Source organism: Oceanospirillum sanctuarii, assembly GCF_002150805.1.
Classification (GTDB): Bacteria; Pseudomonadota; Gammaproteobacteria; order Pseudomonadales; family Halomonadaceae; genus Oceanospirillum; species Oceanospirillum sanctuarii.
The window spans coordinates 849,084-871,126 of record NZ_MTBA01000001.1; the positions used below are offsets into that span (position 1 = coordinate 849,084).

Consider the following 22,043-nt stretch of genomic DNA (forward strand, 5'->3'; position numbering starts at 1 on the left):
TCAGCGTCTCCTTATGTTTTCCCGGTTTAAGCGTGGTCTACAGATGAATCAACACAGAACGCCTGTGTCTGAACCAGCTTGATCATGGCGTCGATGTCAGGTTTTAACAGTCGGTCTTCTTCCAATTTGGCGACTTTGCTACGGATAATCTGATGGTTGTGCTCGATTTTCTCTGAGCACTTATTAGGGCGTCTGAAATCGATCGCCTGGGCGGCATACATCAGCTCAATGGCCAGAATCTTGTCCAGATTGCCGAGGATCTGATTGAGTTTACGACCGGAAATACTGCCCATAGAGACATGATCTTCCTGCCCCATTGAGGTTGGTACGCTGTCTGCCGATGGGGGGAAACAGAGTGATTTGTTTTCAGTGACTAAAGCTGCGGTGGCATATTGAGGAATCATCAGGCCAGAGTTTAAACCACCGGATTCCGTTAACATTCTTGGCAGACCGTGCATGCCTTCAAGCAGTAAATAACAACGACGATCGGCGATATTACCCAGCTCAGCCGCCGCAATAGACACATAATCCAATGCCATCGCCAAAGGTTGACCGTGGAAGCTACCGCCGGAAATGGCCTCTTCCTGACTGATCACAATGGGGTTATCCGTCACTGAGTTCATTTCAATCTCAGCTAACTCTTTCAGGTGTTTATAGGCGTTTCGGGATGCACCATGCACCTGAGGAATACAACGCAGTGAGTAAGGGTCCTGTACGCGATCACAGTTGGTGTGCGATGCCATATTCTGGGAACCTTCAAAAAAGCCCCGCATTCTGGCAGCAACTTCCACGCAGCCCGGAAATGGTCGGGTCTGGTGCAGTTCTGCTCTGAAAGGTGAAGAACTTCCCTGCATACCTTCAATGCTCATAGCCCCTGCTAAATCTGCTAAATCCAGCAGGTAACGCATTTTAACCAGAGCGGTAATGGCGTGAGACAGGATAAATTGAGTGCCATTAATCAGCGCCAGCCCTTCTTTAGCCTCAAGCTCCATAGGCGCTAAGTTATGAGCTTCTAACAGAGCAATCGCCGGTACCGTTTCTGAACCCAGCCAGAACTCACCTTCACCGATTAACGGTAAAAACAGATGTGAAAGTGGTGCCAGATCCCCTGAAGCACCCACTGAACCCTGCTCAGGTACAACTGGAATCAGGTCCAGCTCTAAAAATTTGAGCATTCTCTCAACGACTTCAAGACGAATACCCGAAAATCCCTGACTTAATGCGTGAATTTTGGTGATCAGCATCAGTTTAGAGATGGATTTGTCGATGGGGCTACCTACGCCAACCGCATGGGTGATCAGCAGGTTTTTTTGTAGCAGATTGGTCTCAGCAGGAGAGATCTGGGTATCACACAGAGGGCCGAAACCGGTATTAATGCCATATACCGCAGAATCTGAGCTTGCCATACACTCAACATTTTTACGGCTGGTGTTGATTTTGTCTTTTGCTTCCTGACACAGCTCAGTTTCAACAGAGCCATTGGCGATGCCGTTGACCAATTCAACATTAAGCGCATCTATCCCGTATTTAAACGTCATTTTTATAGTTCTCCGGTGAAAATTTAGCAGCTGGGAGAACTATATCTTGCAACTTAAGTTTTATAGATAAAGAATATCCGAGCGTTATTCCGGATTTTCCGAACAAAAGTTACCGAACAAAAGACAAGCGCTGCATCGCAGCCAGAGAACTTCTTATATGCAGATCCATGATGTCGACTTAAAACTCCTGAGAATCTTTGTCGCAATTGTTGAATCCGGCGGTTTATCGGCAGCGGAATCAAGGTTAAACATCGGCCGCTCAACCATCAGCTCTCATCTGTCAGACCTTGAGATCCGACTGGGCCTGACTCTATGCAAGCGTGGACGAAGCGGTTTTGAGATCACAGAACCCGGACGTATCACCTATCAGGCAAGTCTCGAATTGCTCAGACAGTGCGAAGCCTTTGCAGCGACCGTTGCCAGTTCCAAAGATGAGCTGACCGGGCGTGTCACCATCGCCACCATTGATAATCTGGTTAACGATCCGCGCTGCGGAATCTCAAAAGCGATTGCAGCCCTCAGAGATAAAAGCGATTCCATTCAGTTTGAAATCAACGTGTGTGAAGCAAGAGAGGTCGAAACATCAGTTATTAGCGGGCGTTCTATGGTGGGACTGGGTGTGAGCCGTCATCATATTCGGGGGCTGGACTACTACCCGTTACAGGACGAAGTGAACTATCTGTATTGCTCTAAAGGGCATCCATTGTTTGATTGTGATGATGACGCCCGTGAAGCCTTGCTACAAAAAGCTGAAATTGTTTCCAGCCACTATCTGAGAGATAAAGAAACCCGAAATGACGGGTTGAACTATCAGAATACCGCCACGGCATACCATGATCAGGGCATTGCACACATGGTGCTGTCTGGACGGTTTATCGGTTATCTGCCAGAGCATTATGCAAACCAATGGGTCGAAAAGGGTCAGCTAAAAGCGATTTTGCCAGAGCAGTATCATTACGAGATCCCTGTGATGCTGATCACGCTGAAGAATGCAGTTTTAACACCACTGATCAAAGAGTTGATTCATGAATTAAAACGCTGCCATAGTGACCTGAAGTCATAACCCACTGATAGTAGTCAGAGCCTGCTGAGCACTCGAGCGTGAGACTCAGCAGGGTTTTACTGAAGTTGCGGAGCCTAAAGTTTGAGCTTAGCAATCAGCCCCAGCATACGGTCAGCGGTTTTACCGTAAGGCGGCATCAGGAATTTCATACCGGAGAACGGCGCCTGATAGAAGACTGGACGCAGCTTGGAGAAGGTCAGAAAGCCTTCATAACCGTGATAATGCCCCATACCGCTGCCACCAATACCGCCGAACGGCAAATCATGCTGCCCCACGTGGAAGAGCGCATCGTTCACAGACACACCGCCGGAGAGGATGTTACCGATATAACGGTTTACCAGTGACTTGTTGTAGCTGAAGGGATAGAGCGCCAGCGGTCGATCCCGGTCGTTGACGTAATCGATCACATGCTGCGGATCGGTATAGGTTTTCACCATCAGAATCGGGCCAAAGGTCTCCCGCTGGTCAATGATCATCTCATCCGTTGAGTTCAACACCAGGGTCAGTGGCAACTTACGAGTGGCCGCATCCGGCTCCTGTCCCGTCAGATTGATCACCTCTGCCCCTTTATCACGGGCATCATCCAGTGTCTCCTGCAGGCGCTGGAAAGCGCGATCATCTATCACAGAGGTGTAATCCTTACTGTGAATATCCGGGCAATGCTGGCTCACCCAGCGTTTTACCTCAGCCACAAAAGCGTTCAGCTGCTGCTCATGGACAAAAACATAATCCACCGTGGTGCAGATCTGACCGGCGTTAAACTGCTTCACAAACATCAGGCGCTCAACGGCTTTAGCCAGCGGATATTCCGGATCAATCACCGCCGGAGATTTACCACCCAGCTCCAGCGTAACCGGCGTCAGATGTTCTGCCGCTGCCGCCATCACTTTACGGCCTGTCTGGCCGGAACCGGTAAACATCAGATGATCAAAAGGAAGTTTTGAAAAGGCGATGCCCACGCTGCCGGTCTCGGTGAAGAACTGCAGCTTGTCCGCAGAGAAATACTTCGGCACCAGCTGGATCAGGAGTTCGCTTAGATGGATGGAGTTCTCTGACATCTTCACCATGGCACGATTACCGGCGGCAAAAGCTGCGGACAGGCCGGAAAAGCTCAGGTTCAGGGGAAAGTTCCAGGGAATAATCAGGCCAACCACGCCCACCGCCTGAGGAATAACGCGGTTTTTCGCTCCCGGATAGAGCATAAAGTCGATCTTACGGCGCTGAACCTTCATCCATTTTTTCAGACTTTTCAGGGTGTGATCGATATCGTCTGCCACCGTGATAATCTCGGCAATCATGGTTTCGTGGTAGGAACGGTTACCGTAATCCTTGTTGATCGCCTCAACAATCTGCTCACGGTTCTCCAGAAGAAGGCGCTTAAGATTGCTCAGATTCTCGCGGCGCTGCTGATAACTCTCCTGCCCGTGCTCACGAAACGCCGCCCGCTGCAGATCAAGTGCTGCCGCCAGCTCCGGATAGTCTGAGGCCTGAAAATCAGAAATTTGAGGTTCCAAGAGTGCTTTATCTTGTACCGAAGTGTTCATAGTCCGTCCTCGCAGGCCAACGGCCAAAGGTTGATCGAATAAGCCTACTATCCCTGATCCCGGTAATTAGGGCTTGATAATTTGGGACACAGGTTTGATTATTCAGGACATCGCTTTTATTCAAATCATCAAAAAACCAAGTACGCTCCGTCCATCATCCCCGAGGATACGCCAATGCGGGAACGCTTTATACGCGCTGCTAGTCTGGAAGGTTTTACCGATTTGGTACGCAGCTACAACCTGAACCCCAATACCCTGCTGGAACAGGTGGGGCTGCTGCCCTCTCAGCTGCGGGAGCCGGACAGCTTTATTCGTTATGAGGATTATCTGACTACGGTGGAGCTGGGAGCCAAAGCCTCGGACGACCTTGTGTTTGGCCTCAAACTGAGTCAGAAGCAGAGTATCGCTACTTTGGGGCTAATGGGCGCTTATATGTCCCGCCAGGAGAGTGTGCTGGATGCACTCAAAATCGCCGAGAAGTATCTCTATCTCCATGTGGAAGGACTCGCCCTGCATCTGAGCCAGATCGATCAGCCAGCCTCAAACGAGGATCAGTGCGAGCTGCGTTTTATCAACCTGAGCCAAAGCGGTGCTGATTATCCGCAAAAGGCGCAGGTAACAGTGGGCGCAATCCATAAAGTGTTTCAGGAGTTAGCAGGCCCGCAATGCAAAATCCACCGCATCAGCCTGCGACAACCTGCTCCCAAAGGCAGCATCGCCCTCTTTAAGCAGATATTTAACTGCGATCTGGTGTTTGATGCTGAATACGATGCTCTCTACTTCCCTGCATCGGTACTGGCCCTGAAACCCGCCATTAACGACAAACTGATCGATCAACTGCTGGATAAAGCACTTTCCGCATCTGCCACCAGTCACAATGACGATCCGGAGCGACAGGCACTGGATCAGGTAGAAAGCGCCATTCGTATGCTGCTCTCCACCGGAGAATGTAACAAAGAGAATGTCGCTACCTGTGTCGGTCTGCATCCCAAAAAACTGCAACGCTTACTGAAAGATCAGCACACCAGCTTTCGGGAGCTACTGGAAGAGGTCAGAAAAAAAGAGGCGATGCGCCAGCTTCAGCAGCGGCAGGTATCCCTGACGACCTTAGCCCTTCAACTGGGCTATTCGGAGCTTGCAGTATTCAGCCGCCGCTTTAAGGAGTGGTTTGGTTTGAGCCCATCTGACTGGCAGAAGCAGTCTTCTGTTTGACGATTATTTGGTTTGACGACTCTTCGGTTTGAACAGAAACCTCAAATAACCTTGCCCTCAAACCACCAGCCATAAAAAAGGCTCTGATCACCTTTCAGCGATCAGAGCCTCTTTTTTAGCTCTCAGGTGAGAGCTATAAAACCAGGGCTTAAGCGTTTTTCGCTTTCGGGTAGCCCAGAACAATCGATACGATCGCCATAGCACCCAGCAACCAGCAGTACTGAACCGCTGTTACCAGCTCCAGCGGAGAGATACCTGCAATAGAAGCTGCCAGCAGCATTTGTGCGCCGTAAGGGATAATGCCCTGTACCACACAGGAGAAGATATCCATCAGACTCGCGCTGCGACGTGGGTCTACGCCATAACGGGTGGCGATATCTTTCGCCAGACTACCGGCAATAATGATGGCAACCGTGTTGTTTGCGGTACACAGGTTAGTCAGCACCACAGAAGCGCCAATGCTTACTTCACCGGCACGGGGATTGTGGCCGTCACCCTTGTTGCTGATACGGTCGATCTGCTTACCGATCCACTCCAGACCGCCCTGAGACTTCATCAGCGCGCCCAGGCCACCAATAAACAGGGACAAGATCATAATCTCCTGCATACCGGTGTAACCGGCATAGATCTCTTTAGACAGGGTTGCCAGTGTAAAGGCTTCCATCTGCATCAGACCGATACCGCCTGCCAGAATGATACCGGTGAACAGCACCAGCATCACATTCAGGCCACTCACAGCCAGAACCAGAACGGCAATATAAGGCAGCACCTGAATAAAGCTGTACTCGCCCGGTGCTTCAACCTGAGCACCACTACCCTGCACAAACAACCAGATCAGGGTCAGAATCGCCGCAGGCAGCGCAATTTTGAAGTTCAGACGGAATTTGTCTTTCATCTCACAACCCTGAGTACGGGTTGCGGCAATGGTGGTATCCGAGATAATCGACAGGTTATCACCGAACATCGCACCACCAATCACAGTACCGATGGTCAGCAGCAGTGGCAGATCAGTGGCTTCCGTCAGGCCCAGAGCAATCGGGGCAATCGCCGCAATCGTACCCATGGAGGTGCCCATGGACGTTGCCACAAAAGCAGAGATCACAAACAGACCCGGCAATACCAGAGATGGCGGAATCACACTCAGACCGAAGTTAACCGTCGCATCCACACCGCCTACAGCTTTGGCAACCGATGCAAACGCACCCGCCAGCAGGTAGATCAGCACCATGGTGATAATGGTGTTATCGCCCACACCTTTAATAAAGGTTTCGATGCGGTCATTCAGCGCACCTTTAGCCAGCAGCAGACCCAGCACGATAGCAGGCAGAATCGCTACCGGTGCCGAGATCTGATAGAAGGCGAAATCCGTTCCGATGGATTGGTAATACAGGCCACTGCCGATAAACAGCGACAAAAACAGCAGCATAGGCACTAGGGCCAGTGCGGAGGGCTGCACAACAGAATTATTTTTCATTTCAAACTCACAACTCAGTGAATTAACAGGGTGACTTACCATCAAGGCAGCGCATTATACGTATCGGCTCACAAATGACTAATAATCTTTGCTTATTGCGAAATAACCATTTAATAGATGATCTTTATTCAATTTCGCTATAAAAAATTCTCATCCAGATCCCTACACATCACCTTCAGGTTCATCAATCTGAACCAAGTCCATCAGTCCTTTTTACCAACCTGATCCCCTCACACCTGATAACAGACCAGACAGAGCAATATTTCCAGTAATTCCTGTGCCGCCGGATTGACGCAAAAACAAATTGTATCCAACATACAAATACAAAAATAACAAATAGAACTGATAAAAAAACCAAGACCAAGGAGACACCATGAAAACCATTCCACAACGCCTGACGGCACTGCGTCAGCTGATGCAGGAACAAAAGCTGGATGCCTACTTTATTCCCGCATCCGACCCACACAGCAGCGAATATCTGGCGGCCCACTGGCAGGGGCGGCAGTGGATCTCAGGCTTTACCGGTACTGCAGGCGCTGTACTGGTAACACTGGATCAGGCGGGGCTCTGGACCGATGGCCGCTACTATATTCAAGCGGAAGAACAACTGGCAGACAGCGGTATCAGGTTGTTCCGCGCCGCCGATCTCGGCGTACCAACACCTGCAGAATGGCTGCAACAGAATCTGCCAGCGGGTAGCCGGGTTGGTTTTGATGGCGAAACACTGTCAGCCAATCAGGCCAAAGGCTTTGCCGATAAAGGGATGAAGCTGGTCTCTCACTTTGACCTGCTGGATATGATCTGGCTTGACCGGCCGGAGATTCCGAAAGATGAAGCCTTTGAGCACAGCGTCGATTTTGCCGGCCTTTCTTTGTCTGACAAGCTGAACCAACTGCGCGCCTGCATGAAAGAGCAGCAGAGCGATTATCAACTGCTGAACGCCCTGGACGATATCGCCTGGCTGTTCAACCTCAGAGGCACCGACCTGCCCTACTGCCCGCTGGTACTGAGTCATGCCCTGATCAGTCAGGAGTCCTGCTGGCTCTTTATCAGTCCGGAAAAACTCAGCCCGCAGCTGGCGCAGAAACTGAAAGATCAGGGTGTGACTCTGGATAGCTACAATCAATGTGCCCAGCAGCTGAAACAGATTCCGACAGGTTCTGTCCTGCGCCTTGATCCGGCGATCACCAACTACAGTCTTTTTGCCAGCGTGCCTCAGGGGGTATCGGTGCAGCAGGGACAACAGCTGACCACCGCTCTGAAGGCGATCAAGAACGAGGTTGAACAGGCTCACTTCCGCAAATGTATGACCGATGACGGCGTTGCCGTCGTACGTTTCTCCCATTGGCTGGATCAGACCGTTTCCACAGGAAGCGTCACCGAGCTGGGAGCTGAAGAAAAACTGGAATCCTATCGCCGTATGATTCCGGGCTACCAGCAGCCGAGTTTCCGCACCATCGCCGGTTACCGAGCCCACGGAGCCAAAATGCACTACGGTGCCACTCCGGAATCCGACTGTACCGTTGAACCCGGTAGCTTCTTTCTGGTGGATTCCGGCGGCCAGTTCACCAACGGCACCACAGATATCACCCGGACATTCAGCTTCGGCGAGCTGTCTGAGCAGGAAAAAACCGATTACACCCTGGTGCTGAAAGCCCATATCGCCCTGTCGAATGCCCGCTTCCGTGAAGGTTGCCGGGGGACTCAGATCGATGCGCTGGCACGGGCACCACTTTGGGAAAGAGGGATCGATTACGCCTGCGGCACCGGCCACGGGGTGGGTTTCTTTCTGAATGTTCATGAAGGCCCCCACAGTCTGAGTCAGAAGTGGATCGATGAACCGCTGAAGCCTGGCATGACCGTTACCATTGAACCCGGTATCTATCGGGAAGGTCAGTACGGTATTCGTATCGAGAACACCCTGCTGGTGGTGGAAGATATCACCACAGAGTTCGGCGCCTTCTACCGCTTTGAACCTCTGACCCTGGCACCTATCTGCACGCGCCCTCTGATGAAAGAACTTCTGACAGCTAGCGAGTGCGACTGGCTGAACCGCTATCATCAGCAGGTTTATCAGAAACTGGCACCGGGTCTGAATGAAGAAGAACGAGTCTGGCTGGCGGAACAGACACAGGCGATCTGACGCTCTGCCTGATACCGGCAGCAGGGACGCTGCCCTTTAGCGAGTGGATAAAGCAATCGAGTGGTGGGATACAGAGACAAGTTAAGAAAAAAGAGGCCAGAGCGCGCAAGCAGATCCGTGCTCCGGCCAAAAAGTCCCATGCTGGGTCCGCGATTACATGGGACAAACTCCAAAGGGATTGGGAAAACTCAGCCTCCTAAAAGGCTTAAAAAATCAGGGTTCCTCAACCGATGCCTGCAAACAGGCACCGATACAGAGGCATCAGTTCAGCACAGCAGTTTCAGCGTCAGTCACCTCCTCCTTATTCGGTTCCGATGTAACCGTAGTCACCTTCAGGCAAGCCACCTGATGATGCTCGTCACCCTGTAATTCTGGGCGTTTCTGACTACATTCTTCGGTCGCCTGCGGGCAGCGGGTATGAAAGGCACACCCTGCCGGAGGATCGATCGGCGACGGCAGATCACCGGGCAGCAGCTCGATCTGCTTCTCTCGCTCTTTTTTCGGGTCCGGCACAGGTACCGCCGACAAGAGCGCACGGGTATAAGGGTGCTGAGGCTGATCGTAGAGATGATCCGTCAGGCCGGTTTCCACCACGCGCCCCAGATACATCACCATCACCCGATCACTGATATGTTTCACCACGCTCAGGTCGTGAGCGATAAACACCAATGCCAGATTCATCTCCTGCTGAACCTGCTTCAGAAGGTTCACCACCTGCGCCTGAATGGAAACATCCAGCGCGCTGACCGGCTCATCGCACACCACAAGCCTGGGCTTCAGAATCAGTGCCCGGGCGATACCGATTCGCTGACACTGACCACCGGAAAACTCATGGGGATAACGGTTAATCACATTGGGTAGCAGGCCAACCTTCTGCATCATCTCCTTCACCCGCTGACGCACCTCATCCGCCGACAGCTCAGGGTGATAGGTATGCAATGGCTCGGCGATAATATCCCCGACGGTCATGCGCGGATTGAGGGACGCCTGCGGGTCCTGAAAGATCATCTGCATCTGATGACGGCTCTGCCACAGCGCCTGTTCAGACATCTGCCCCAGATCCTTACCCAACCAGAGGGCACGTCCTCCGGAAACCGGAGCCAGTCGCAATACCGCCCTTGCCAGCGTGGATTTACCACAGCCGGATTCACCAACAATGCCAAGAGTTTCACCGGGATAGACATCGAAACTGACACCATCCACCGCCTTAACCCAGCGGCGCTCCTGCCATGGCCAGCGAGCTTCTTTCACCGGAAAACGCACCTTCAGATCTGTGACCTGCATAATGGGTTCTAACTGAGACATCAGGCCACCTCCTCGGCTTGCAGTGACAGATGGCAGGCGCGCTGGCGACCACCGGTAAAGCTGATCAGTTCAGGGGCATCCTGAAAACAGGAGGCCACGGATTCCTGACAGCGAGGATTAAAAGGACAACCTTTCGGCAGGCTGAGCAGATTCGGCGGATTACCGGGAATGGTATTCAGCTCACCGGCACGGCTTTCAAGATTCGGCACCGCCTTCAGCAAACCCCGGGTATAGGGATGAGACGGCTGATAGAAGATCTGTTCGGTACTGCCGTACTCCATGGTGCGACCGCCATACATCACCAGTACCTGATCACAGGCACCGGCCACCACACCCAGGTCATGGGTGATCAGAATAATCGCGGTATTAAACTCACTCTGCAGCTCTCGCAACAGGGTCATAATCTGCGCCTGCACGGTTACATCCAGCGCGGTTGTTGGCTCATCGGCGATCAGCAACTTTGGCCGACATAAGAGCGCCATAGCGATCATTATGCGCTGGCGCATACCGCCGGACAGCTCATGGGGATACATATTGATCCGCTTGGCCGCTTCAGGAATCTTAACAGCATCCATCATTTTCAGGGCTTCCACATGGGCTTCCCGTTTGCTCATCCCTTTATGCAGCATCAGCACCTCCCGTAGCTGCTGACCAATCTTCATATAAGGGTTTAAGGAGGTCATCGGGTCCTGAAAGATCATAGCGATCTGTTCCGCCCGAATATGATTCATGGCGGCTTCAGACAGCCCCAAAATCTCCTGATGCTCAAATTGGGCACTGCCGGAAACCCGGCCATTTCCGGCCAGCAGCCCTAGCAGGGAGAAGGCTGTCTGACTTTTACCTGAGCCAGATTCACCGACAATGCCCAGCGTTTCCCCGGCGTTCACTGAAAAGTTCAGCCGGTTCACCGCAACCACTTCTCCATCGGGCGTATCGAAACTGACCTGAAGATCCCGAACCGTTAACAGAGACATATAAAAGCTCCTTAGATAATTGAGGGATCAGCGATCTTTCGGGTCCAGCGCATCGCGCAGGCCATCGCCGATAAAGTTAAAACAGAACAAGGTGATCACCAGAAAGGCTGCCGGATACACCAACTGCCAGTAGGTGACATCCATATTGCTGGCACCTTCCGCGATCAGCGCACCCCAGCTGGTCTGAGGCTCCTGCACACCCAACCCCAGAAAGCTGAGGAAGGATTCAAACAGAATCAGCGCCGGCACCAGCAACGAGGAGTAAACCATCACAATACCCAGCACATTGGGCACGATATGACGGCGAATAATGGCAGGAGTTTTAACGCCACCGGCTTTTGCCGCCTCAATAAATTCCTTGTGTTTCAGGCTCATGGTCAGGCCACGCACAATACGGGCAAGGCTCAGCCAGGAGACAGCGCCAATGGCGATAAAAATCAGAATGATATGGCGACCAAACACCGTCACCAGCATGATCACCATAAACATAAAGGGCACGGAATCGAGGATCTCGATCACCCGCATCATCACACTATCGGTGCGGCCACCCAGATAACCGGACACAGCGCCATAAATAGTGCCGATCAATACCGCAACCAACGCCCCCAGAATGCCCACCATCAGAGAGATCTGACCGCCCTGCAGGGTTCGGGCGAAAATATCCCGCCCCAGCTGATCGGTGCCAAACCAGTGGCCGGATGCCAGCGAGGGGCTGCCGAGGGTTTCAATATCCATCAGCACATCCCAGTCGATATCTTCATAGCTGAACGGCGCAATCCAGGGCCCCAGCAGAATCGTCAGCAGCATCGCGGTCAGCGTAATCAGGCTTAGCACTGCAGCCTTATTTCGAAAAAAACGTCGGCGAGCATCCTGCCAGAGACTGCGTCCTTCCATCTCCGGCTCAGTACCGGTTTCCAGCTGCTCCGCAAACTGCTCCAGTGCGTCGCTGTGTTTCATCATCTTCATGTCATAAACCTTAAAAACGTGCCTTTTTGCTCACTAAGCTCTGCAGTCTGAAATCAAGCTGGGCACAATATCCGTACCGGAGGCTAAATTCAGACCGAGCAATCCCCTGCCTGTGTACAGGCATCATCAGAAAAGGATCAGTCAGTGAGCAGCAGTAACGACTAGCTATGCCGGATACGGGGATCGATCAGGGCATAGAGAATATCCACCACGGCGTTAAACAGAATGGTCAGGGTTGCTATCAGCATCGTAATGCCCATCACCATGCCGTAATCCCGGTTCAGAGCACCATTAACAAAGTGCTGCCCCAGACCACCGGTGGTAAAGAAAACATCAATCACCATTGAACCTGTGACGATGCCGACAAAGGCAGGCCCCAGATACGCCACCAGAGGCATCAGTGCCGGACGCAGTGCATGACGCAGTACGATATAAGATTGCGGCAGGCCCTTAGCTTTGGCAGTACGGATATAAGGACTGTGCAGCACCTCGATCATGCTACCGCGCATAATGCGGGCAATGCTGGCGACAAAACTTAATGCCAGCGCCACCACAGGCAGAATCATGTTTTGCCACTGTCCATCATTCCAGCCACCGGCAGGTAGCCAACCCAGCTGTACCGCAAACACCAGCATCAGCAAGGGCGCTAAAACAAAGTTAGGAATCACAACACCGGACATCGCCAGAGACATCAGGATGTAATCCAGTCGGGAGTTCTGTTTCAGCGCCGCCAGTGTGCCAATCAGACCACCTAACAGTACCGCCAGAAGGAAGGCCCACAGACCCAGCTCCAGAGAAACCGGCCACGCCTGAACAATCAGTTCGGTCACGGTAAAGTCGTGATAGACAAAGGAAGGACCAAAATCCCCCTGTAACAGGTTGCCGATGTAGATGACAAACTGCTCCATCACCGGCTTATCCAGATGGAACTTGGCTTCAATATTGGCCAGAACCTCTGGTGGCAGATCTTTTTCGCCACCAAAAGGGCTGCCCGGTGCCAGATGCATCAACAGAAAAGAGACCAGCGCAATCACCAGCAGCGTTGGCACGGCGACCAGCAGGCGCTTTGTCATAAAAGAGAGCATGATAAATCTCCGGGAGCGCCACGCTGGGCGTGACGCGTCACTCAAAAAGGATTAAAACCGCAAACCGTTAGTGAGCCTTGATGTAAACATCCCGGCGATAGTAGTTCTGCTCAGGGTTGGTGAAGTTATAGCCGCCCACATAAGGCTTCTTCAGACTGTCCTGATAACCGGGACGGTACAGAGGCACCAGCGGGAAGTCATAACTCAGCATCGCTTCTGCCTGCTGATAACGCTGGGAGCTGTTATCACCGGTTTTCGCCTTACGCAGCAGATCATCGTATTTGGCATTCAGATACTGAGATGGGCCATTGCCGTCTGAGCTGAAGATATCGAGGAAGGTTGATGCCTCGTTATAGTCCGCAACCCAGCCGCCACGGTAGATGTGATAACCCTTCTTGGTGGCATAAAACACCTTAGGTTCCAGCTTCTCAACGCTAACTTTGGCCTGCAGAACACTCTTCCACATGTTGGAGAGCGCCAGCGCTACCTTCTGGTCATCTTTATAGCTTGGAATCACCATTTTCAGTTCCAGCGGCTTACCCGGGCCATAGCCCGCTTCTTTAATCAGTCGCTTGGCTTCTTTTTCACGATCCTGCTGGGTCATGCTGGCATACGCCGGAATTTTAGGATCAAAACCATCGATCTGAGGCGGTGTCAGGCCATACATCGGCAGTTCACCGTTAGCGGTGACCGCACGGGTGATAATGCTGCGGTTAATGGCATAGGCCAGCGCCTGACGCACGCGGATATCTGCCGTTGGCCCCTCTTTGGTATTCAGAGAGTAATAAGTGCTTTGCAGACTTGGAGCGATCTTACTCAGTTCCTGCGGGTACTCTTTACGCAAACGCTTCAGCTGAGCCGTTGGCAGCTTACGCAACACATCAATCTCACCGGCCAGATAGCGTTTCAGAGCCACACTTGGATCGCTTACCGGCAGGAAAGTCACCTTCTCAAGCACCACTTCATCAGCATTCCAGTAGTGGTCGTTTTTCACCAGCACCATCTTCTCGTTCACCGCCCACTGCTGCATTTTGAACGGGCCGTTAGAAACGATATTGTCCGGACGGGTCCAGGCATCGCCGTGCTTTTCAACCGTGGCCTGATGAACCGGGAACATCACAGGATGGGAAAGCATTTTGACAAAGAAAGGGATCGGCTCATCCAGGGTAAAACGAAGTGTCAGCTTATCGACCGCCTCAACCCCCAGATTTTCCGGTGCCATCTCACCGGCAAGTACCTTAGAACCGTTTTTGATGCGGGCGATATCCGCAAACCAGCCGTAAGGTGATGCGGTTGCCGGAGCCATCAGGCGGCGGAAGCTGTAAACAAAGTCGTCAGCGGTGATGGGATCACCGTTAGACCAGCGGGCATCATCCCGCAGATGAAAGGTGTAGGTGCGGTTGCCATCAGTGGCTTCCCAGTGGGTCGCGATGGCGGGAATGATACGGCCTTTGTCATCCTGTGAGACCAGACCATCAAAAAGATCTTTGCCGATATTAAACGCGGGCTCTGCACCCATTTTGGCGGGATCAACCGAGGTCACCTCGGTGCTGTTGTTTAACGTGATCTCCTGTTTCGCTGCCAGTTTAACCCCTTCCGGGATCACCACCGCGGATGCGGGTTGCCAGGCTGCTGCTGATGCCATCGTCAGGGCACTGAAAAGACACGTCTTCACAAAGTGTTTCTGTTTCATCGATTTTTCCTGAATCTGCTTATTATTTTTGTAGCCGTCTTCAGCTGCGGAACCTCTGTTTTCCGTCGGTCTGCTGAAGCGGTGAAACACACGATACTTTATATTGGATACAATATACAACGAATCAGCTATAGAGATTTTTAATACCCTATTAGAAAATCTCTATCGACATTGATATTCAAACACACTAAACAATGCAGTCCATGTAGCGAAAAAAATTACTGATTTAGAAAATCACGATAAAAACAACTAATTAGCAACCGACTGAAAAACATCACTTTTTGCAGGGAATTAGAATGCTAAATACCGATACCATGCGGGACATTTCAATCAGCGTTCCGCTGGATTACAGCCAGCCGGAAGGCCAACAAATCAACCTTTACGCCCGGGAAATCACCCGCAATCCACAGGCACCTGTCTGCGTTTTTTTGCAGGGCGGCCCCGGCTTTGAAGCACCAAAAGATCCGGACAGCATCTCCTGGCTGGACTTTATGCTGGATCATTTCCGGGTGGTGCTGATGGATCAGCGCGGTACGGGGCGCAGTCACGGCATCGGCCCGGAACTGTGCCAATCCATGCCGGAGCCTGAGGATCAGCTGCGTTATATCAGTCAGTTTCGGGCAGATAATATCGTGCGGGATCTTGAGCAGCTGCGCGGGCGGGAGTTTGGCGGTGCCAAGTGGTATCTGCTGGGACAGAGCTTTGGTGGTTTTATCAGCTGCCATTACCTGAGTGTGCAGCCAGAAGCCCTTGCCGGTGTGATGATCTGTGGTGGTCTGCCGCCGATGCTGCTGGCAGATGCCCCAGCGACCTATGATCTGCTGGTGAAAACCGTGTTTGAGCGCAGTCAGGCCTATTACCGTACCTATCCGGAAGATATCGCCAAGGTAAAACGTATTGTCGAGCTGCTTGAGGCTACCCCCTACCCGCTGGGACGGGATGGCGTGATGACCGCCCGCCGCTTCCTTGATCTGGGTATGTTGCTGGGCACAACCTCAGGTTTCTCCAAGGTTCACGCCCTGCTGGATAACCCCTTTGTGGCGGGTTCCGGTGAGACTCAGCTGCGCTATGGCTTTATCGAGCATATTCGCCAGCAGGCCAGTTACGAGACCAATCCTCTGTATGTGCTGCTGCACGAAGCTATCTATTGTGAACAGAACGCCAGCAACTGGGCAGCAGAAGACACTATGCAGCGCCACGGCGGTTTTGATCCGGCTCGCCTCTTGAATGAATCGGAATCCCCAACCGGTGAAGCCCAACTTGGGGTGAGCTTTTACGGCGAAACCGTGCGCCCGGATATGCTGGAGGATTACGGCCAGCTTCGTGGTTTTAAGGCCGTAGCCGAGTTACTGGCCGCGAAAGATGACTGGCCGAAACTGTACGATCTTGAACAACTGGAGAAGAACACCGTACCGGTGGAGTGTATCGTCTTCGAGCAGGATTATTACGTGGATAAGGGTGAATCCCTGAAAACCGCCGCTGCGATTAACGGCGCGAATGTGTGGCTGCATCCGGAATGGCAACATGATGGCATACGCGCCCACGGCCGCGACGTGGTAGAACCTCTGGTTGAGAGAGTTCTGTCCCGAAGCCGGTAATTCTGGCTTTTAATCCAAGCCAACAAGAAGCAGCATCCCCCTGAAGAGCCAACCGAAACCAGCCGGATGGCTATTCAGGGGGATGATATGACGCTTAGGCTTTTCGACTAAACACCAGCGCTTTCAAGCCCCCTTCAGGGTCAATATCCGGAAACTCCGGCGGATTATCCAATCGGTAATCAAAGGTCACCTCAGGGGCCTCTTCCGCCATGCCTTCAATCAGAAATTGTGAGGTAACCGCAGGATCATTAACACAGGCCAGCACCTGACCGGACTCGGTCAGCAGCTCCGGCAAACGGCGCAGAATTTTCTGATAATCCTTGGTCAGAGCAAAGCTGCCCTTCTGAAAGCTCGGCGGATCAATAATCACCAGATCGTAAGGGCCATACTTACGCACCTTCCCCCAGGACTTGAACAGGTCATGCCCCATAAAGGTGACCTTTTTCAGGTCATGGTCATTTAAGCGGTGATTTTCCCGCCCCCGGTTTAACGCGGCTTTGGCCATATCAAGATTCACCACATGGTCAGCACCGCCTGCTATGGCAGCGACAGAAAAACCACAGGTGTAGGAAAACAGATTTAATACCCGTTTTTGACCAGCCTGCTCCCGTACCCAGTCACGGCCCAGACGCATATCAAAAAACAGACCGTTGTTCTGCTTACCGCCCAGATCCAGCCGGTATTTCAGGCCGCTTTCAGTGACATCCTGCTGTTCGTTGTGGATGCCCCACATCAGCTCCATTGGCACACCTTCCCGCGCTCTGTGCTGCAGCAGCAGTGACGTTGCGCCGCTTTTCTGCCAAACATCAGTTTCTGTCCAGCGCGCCAGCAGCGCCTGAAGTTCTGTCAGAAACTCTTCAGATGGTTCCTTAAACAAACAGACCAGCACCTGCCCCTGCAGCCAGTCAACGGTCAGCTGTTCCAGCCCCTCATAACAGCGGCCACGACCGTGAAATAAACGACGAACTTCGGTGGGTGGAGCTGACAAAGCAGCGTGCAGGATATTTTCTAAAGTAACGAGCGCGTGAGTTTCCATAGTACCTTCAGGGCTGTTAAAGCAAGGCGCGTATTTTACAGGCAATTTCAGTGGGAGGCTAAGTTTTGGTGGAGAGCATCCTTCGGACGGAGTGATTACGGCTCACGGTAGCAGGGTGGAGGTAGTGGAGGTGAAGCGGGCTTTGAGGCCAGCGGCATACCAAAACAGAACGATCATTATGACTGCGTCACGCCAGAGGCTGCGCAGGCGGCTTGGCGGGGGAATTGAGGAGTCTGTGGCACCAGTATCTGCTCAAGGCATAAACAAGGAAAGTCACAAAACAATGCAGATAGAGCTATCTCTGCAGGCTTTCCGTTTTACTACGAATGAAACTCATCCGTTCCTGGGAAGAACGGATGAGTTTTGATAACTGCTTGCGCTGACGAAATGCTTTATTTTGTGCACTTTGTTGTGACCTACTGACCACAAAGTTTACAAGTGATTCGTGCACATAACCTCTTTGCAATAACCAAAGTAACGGCCTGAACAAAATATTGAGATGACTTCTTAGTGACGGATCATCAGCGCTTACTAAAGGGTATGCGCAGCCTTTATTTCCCTGACGACCAGCCCTACCAAAAAGCTGCCAGTCGATTCTGGCAGAATCATGCGGCTCAAACATAATTACAGCAAGACCTCCCTTTTCAAGCACTTCTGCGGGAACAGGAATATCTGTGCCTCTACCAGCCATATTAGTCGATAAGGTGATTTTTCCGGTTTGCCCTGCACAAGATACAATATCGGCTTCAAGATCTAGCTTTTTGGCATTTAATACTTCGAACTCAAACTCATTTTCCTCTAAATACAATGACAACTCTTCTGTATCCCTGATTCGCCGTGTCCCTATCAAAATAGGCTGACCAGTTTGATGTAATCTGGAAACCAAACTCACGAGCCCCTCAATCTTTTCAGCTTTGGATCGAAAGAACTCAAATGGACGAACGTTAAGTTGAGAAGGCAGCCGGGTAGGTATTTCAAGCGTCTTCAGCTGATATGTCTGGTATAACTCGGCTTGAATATTCTGTAGTGTGCCGCTAGCACCAGTAAGATGATGAAATGATTTGAAAAATGTCTGAAAACTCATCTTTTCCATAGTTTTACTTGGCGCTGTAAGCTCTACACCGGCACGTGCTTCTACTGCCTGATGCATACCGTAGCTCCAAGACCGGCCGTGCATCATTCGCCCAGTGGACTCATCAATCAATACGACTTTGCCATCGACAATGACAAAGTGTTCATCCAGTTTGAATTTATCTTTGGCCAAGATAGCTTGCGTCAAAAGGTCGTGTAAACGCCCCCTATGATGCCATAGAGCAGGGAAGCGATTCACTGCTGCCTCAACTTTACAATCACCACTACTGGTAAATCTTGGTGACCAACTATTTTCTTCAAGCTGGTAATCCAAACCTACAGTCAGCTCATCAACAAAATCACATGCAACCCCGACAGCAAGAGACAACATGCTGTTTTCTTCAGGAGAAGAAATAATAAGAGGAGTTGTGGCCTCATCAATCAGAACTGAATCAGCTTCATCCACAATAACAGTATGCAACCCTCTCATAAGCAACTGGGCTGTATTTCCCTGAAGGGTAGACAAAGACATACGAATTCGGCTTGCCAAACCGCCAAGACTTATCACATCACCTAGATAATCGGCCAGCATTTGTTTAGCAGTTCCATAGACAACATCTGCTCGATAAGCCATATTTTTTTCGACTGGCGATAGATCCTGAACGACAGCTGCGACTGTAACGTGGGCTTCATTATATAACCCCTCAAGTAAACTCAGATCACGTTGAGCCAAATAGTCATTTGTCGTGATCACAAAGCAAGGTTTTTTGCTCCAACCCAATACAGAAGCCGCTAAACCAATCGTCAGGGTTTTTCCCTCACCAGGAGCTAACTGCACCAAATAGCCATCAATCATCGCCAAGGCACAACAAACCTGAACTGGATAAGGTCTCATACCAAGTTTGCGAGCACTTACCAACACAAGCTGTGCAAGAGCATTTAGTAACAATGAACGATTTTCTATGAGCTTACCGGTACGAGCAAAACTTGCACATTCTCGTAATTGATCACTTAACTGAGCATTACTTAATGACTCAAAAACATCACAAAGTGCAATAACTTTTTCTGCTTCTACTACATAGCGCTGAACTTGATCCCTATGCTTTCGCTTGTGAATAAAAAGCGAAAGCTTAGTCACCAGATCGCTTTTGGCTTCATGAACAATCTTTGGCTGATGAAATTTGGTCATAATCAAATCTGATAGCGCTGCTGTACCAACTGCAATACTGATTGACGCAGCTGCCAGAACAGAGAACGAGGGGGTAATCTGAATAGAGCCCACCCAGTCATGCCTTCGTACAAGATGACATCTGGGGGACTATCAATATAAGAAATAACTTCAAAAAAAGGCTCAACCGCCTTAACTCGGCCATCTTGAGCGCTGGTCGACATCACAGGTCCTCCAGCTTCCCAACCTAAAGCACCGGAAGGTAGAAAGGATTTTTTGTACGGGTTTAGAATCGTACTCTCCAGATTCAACTCATGATAATTTTGACCAAGCAATTTCATGCCTAAGCTGTTTAGGGGGTAGCCAAAAATATCAGACGCGTCTTCCTGACTTACCACAGCTACAAAGTTAAATCGGCTATTGTCGTATAAAGTACCCAACTCCTCATCAAGACCGATGTATGACCCAAGACGGCTTTTAAGCTTATTCGGAACCCAGATACCATCAAAAGGGGCAACAACACTGAGTCTACTTAGCCTGTAAGCTATTTCTGTAAGTTGTTCACTCAGGAATTTTTTCTGCTGAGTAAGACTATGAATATCAGCTTGCCCCTTATCCAAAGCTTGCCGAATGAGGAGATTCACCTCATTCAATTGCTGGCTGATAAGCATCTTTTCGTGCACAAGGTCATCGTTGGTGAAAGACGCAATAACATCACCTGCCTTGACAGCTTGTCCGGAGGACAAAATCGCAGAATCCAAGACCCCTCCAGAGTCACTATATATCTGAACTGATGTTTCGGCTTGAACAACGCCCGGCGCTTTTACGTTATAAGGGACAGGCACAAAGAAAATTGCAATAACAACCAAACTCATAAGTCCAAGACTCATCATCCAAGCTCGGGGCTTATTATGCCTAATTTCATTACTGGTTAGTAAAAATTTTATTAATTTACCCATAGGAATAAAAACCCAAATAGATAACGAGACAATTGCCATAGCAATACCAAGCCCTATCCAAAGATCAGCGGCATAAATGGCAATAATAAAGACGACTGCTAAGCGGTAAAAGTAACTACTGAACCCATAAAATGTATACCATGCCCTTTCGTAGGCATCGAAAGCAGGTGATTCAGCATCACGGGTTCCTAATAGGTATTTATTAAAATAATAAAGCCATTGATCTGAGCTTTTCTTAAAAAGGTTTGGCAAATTTAGTAGGTCCGAAGCTATATAATACGCATCAAACTTCAGCAAAGGATTCCCATTGAATAACAGGCTTGAGATTGAGCCTATCATCATGACATTGAAGGCAAGACTGTTAATAATTCCCGGAGCTGTATTTGCCCATAAAACAGCAGCAAGCGATGCCAGAAAAAGCTCAACATACATTCCTGCAAATCCAACCACAGCTCTGTACCTTGGTTGCTTAAGTGACCAAGACTGAGATGCGTCAACATAAGGTAGAGGTGTTAAAACGATAAACATTAAGCCCAATGTTGTTGTTTTTCCACCGAAGCGTTTTAGGGCTATTGCATGCCCAAATTCATGGCATAGTTTTAGCCCAAACATGGATATATAGAGGAGGAAAATATTATCTGGCGCAAGGACACCTTGTGTCTGATTTACAAGTGCTGGCCAATTTTCAAATACCGTAAACACCCCTATTGAGGCGGTCAGAAGCCAGAGGAAAAATGCCGTGAAACTGAATATGGGCTTTAGGTAATTACCAAAACGTTCTAAGAGTGGGTCTGGATCAAATAATGGCACTTTAAGATACATGAATGCCATTAGTTTTGAGAGATGTTCTTTTCGTTCTTGAGTAGTAACACGCTCAAAAATTGTTTCTGTGTCAGCTTCAGAGCGAAAAAACAATAAACTTGAATGGTGTAATTGGGATAGTAATTGAATCACATCTTCCTGACCCGGCGCTTGCTCGGGAAACCTTTCAACAAAGTTTTGCCAATGCTCTTCAATGGTCAAGTTTACACTAAGTGAAGATACAAAACGGTAGGCAATCTCCTGCAAACGGAAAAAACGCCCAGAACAGGGATCCTGCAACACATACCAATTTATCCCCCTGAAATGTTGTTTATGGACTTTAGTGCCGGGCTGCATAGCGACTCTCAGCTGTGCAACCAGAAACCAGCTTTCACTAAAGGTATTCGACATTA

The 22,043-nt window shown here is 50.4% G+C and carries 15 protein-coding genes; 4 read left to right on the top strand and 11 right to left on the bottom strand.

The window, feature by feature from the left end; genetic code table 11:
- Positions 1 to 26: 26 nt before the first annotated feature.
- On the bottom strand, positions 27 to 1,538 hold the full coding sequence (hutH, locus tag BV405_RS03490; protein WP_086479443.1) for a histidine ammonia-lyase: 1,512 nt from the start codon (positions 1,536 to 1,538) through the stop codon (positions 27 to 29).
- Positions 1,539 to 1,695: 157 nt separating this feature from the next.
- On the opposite strand from hutH, the gene BV405_RS03495 reads away from it, so the two are divergent.
- Positions 1,696 to 2,601 (top strand): LysR family transcriptional regulator, encoded by a 906-nt coding sequence (locus BV405_RS03495; protein WP_086479444.1) that lies wholly within the window; start codon positions 1,696 to 1,698, stop codon positions 2,599 to 2,601.
- A 74-nt stretch (positions 2,602 to 2,675) separates the two neighbouring features.
- Here BV405_RS03495 and BV405_RS03500 read toward each other — a convergent pair whose 3' ends face one another.
- A complete protein-coding gene (locus BV405_RS03500; protein WP_086479445.1) occupies positions 2,676 to 4,145 on the bottom strand; it encodes a coniferyl aldehyde dehydrogenase in 1,470 nt (489 codons plus the stop codon).
- Between the two features lie 174 nt (positions 4,146 to 4,319).
- Between BV405_RS03500 and BV405_RS03505 the strand changes: the two genes are divergently transcribed.
- Positions 4,320 to 5,357, top strand: a complete 1,038-nt coding sequence (locus BV405_RS03505) for an AraC family transcriptional regulator (RefSeq protein ID WP_086479446.1) — start codon at positions 4,320 to 4,322, stop codon at positions 5,355 to 5,357.
- Positions 5,358 to 5,505: 148 nt separating this feature from the next.
- Here the strand turns inward: BV405_RS03505 and BV405_RS03510 are convergent, their stop codons facing one another.
- Complete coding sequence (locus BV405_RS03510; protein ID WP_086479513.1) at positions 5,506 to 6,831, bottom strand: Na+/H+ antiporter NhaC family protein; 1,326 nt, start codon at positions 6,829 to 6,831, stop codon at positions 5,506 to 5,508.
- A gap of 373 nt (positions 6,832 to 7,204) precedes the next feature.
- Between BV405_RS03510 and BV405_RS03515 the strand changes: the two genes are divergently transcribed.
- Entirely contained in the window at positions 7,205 to 8,974 is a 1,770-nt protein-coding gene (locus tag BV405_RS03515) for an aminopeptidase P family protein (RefSeq protein ID WP_086479447.1), read from the top strand.
- Positions 8,975 to 9,235: 261 nt separating this feature from the next.
- Here the strand turns inward: BV405_RS03515 and oppF are convergent, their stop codons facing one another.
- From oppF to BV405_RS03540, 5 genes are all read right to left on the bottom strand, one after another.
- A complete protein-coding gene (gene oppF / locus BV405_RS03520; protein ID WP_086479448.1) occupies positions 9,236 to 10,279 on the bottom strand; it encodes a murein tripeptide/oligopeptide ABC transporter ATP binding protein OppF in 1,044 nt (347 codons plus the stop codon).
- Complete coding sequence (oppD, locus tag BV405_RS03525) at positions 10,279 to 11,253, bottom strand: oligopeptide ABC transporter ATP-binding protein OppD (RefSeq protein WP_086479449.1); 975 nt, start codon at positions 11,251 to 11,253, stop codon at positions 10,279 to 10,281. Before oppD ends, oppF begins: the two co-directional genes overlap by 1 nt.
- Before the next feature lie 27 nt (positions 11,254 to 11,280).
- Positions 11,281 to 12,210, bottom strand: coding sequence for an oligopeptide ABC transporter permease OppC (gene oppC, locus BV405_RS03530; RefSeq protein WP_245832230.1), 930 nt, complete (start codon positions 12,208 to 12,210; stop codon positions 11,281 to 11,283).
- A 170-nt stretch (positions 12,211 to 12,380) separates the two neighbouring features.
- A complete protein-coding gene (gene oppB / locus BV405_RS03535) occupies positions 12,381 to 13,304 on the bottom strand; it encodes an oligopeptide ABC transporter permease OppB (protein WP_086479451.1) in 924 nt (307 codons plus the stop codon).
- Between the two features lie 67 nt (positions 13,305 to 13,371).
- Positions 13,372 to 14,997 (bottom strand): peptide ABC transporter substrate-binding protein, encoded by a 1,626-nt coding sequence (locus BV405_RS03540; protein WP_217895552.1) that lies wholly within the window; start codon positions 14,995 to 14,997, stop codon positions 13,372 to 13,374.
- A gap of 296 nt (positions 14,998 to 15,293) precedes the next feature.
- Here BV405_RS03540 and BV405_RS03545 point away from each other — a divergent pair, with 296 nt between their 5' ends.
- Positions 15,294 to 16,595, top strand: a complete 1,302-nt coding sequence (locus BV405_RS03545) for an alpha/beta fold hydrolase (protein WP_086479452.1) — start codon at positions 15,294 to 15,296, stop codon at positions 16,593 to 16,595.
- A gap of 94 nt (positions 16,596 to 16,689) precedes the next feature.
- On the opposite strand, the gene BV405_RS03550 is transcribed toward BV405_RS03545, so the two are convergent.
- The 3 genes from BV405_RS03550 to BV405_RS03560 all read right to left on the bottom strand — a co-directional run bounded on the left by BV405_RS03550 (position 16,690) and on the right by BV405_RS03560 (position 22,041).
- On the bottom strand, positions 16,690 to 17,631 hold the full coding sequence (locus BV405_RS03550; protein WP_086479453.1) for a class I SAM-dependent methyltransferase: 942 nt from the start codon (positions 17,629 to 17,631) through the stop codon (positions 16,690 to 16,692).
- Between the two features lie 295 nt (positions 17,632 to 17,926).
- Positions 17,927 to 19,984, bottom strand: coding sequence for a preprotein translocase subunit SecA (locus BV405_RS03555; protein WP_140054450.1), 2,058 nt, complete (start codon positions 19,982 to 19,984; stop codon positions 17,927 to 17,929).
- Positions 19,894 to 22,041 (bottom strand): hypothetical protein, encoded by a 2,148-nt coding sequence (locus BV405_RS03560; RefSeq protein WP_086479455.1) that lies wholly within the window; start codon positions 22,039 to 22,041, stop codon positions 19,894 to 19,896. Before BV405_RS03560 ends, BV405_RS03555 begins: the two co-directional genes overlap by 91 nt.
- Positions 22,042 to 22,043: the final 2 nt, after the last annotated feature.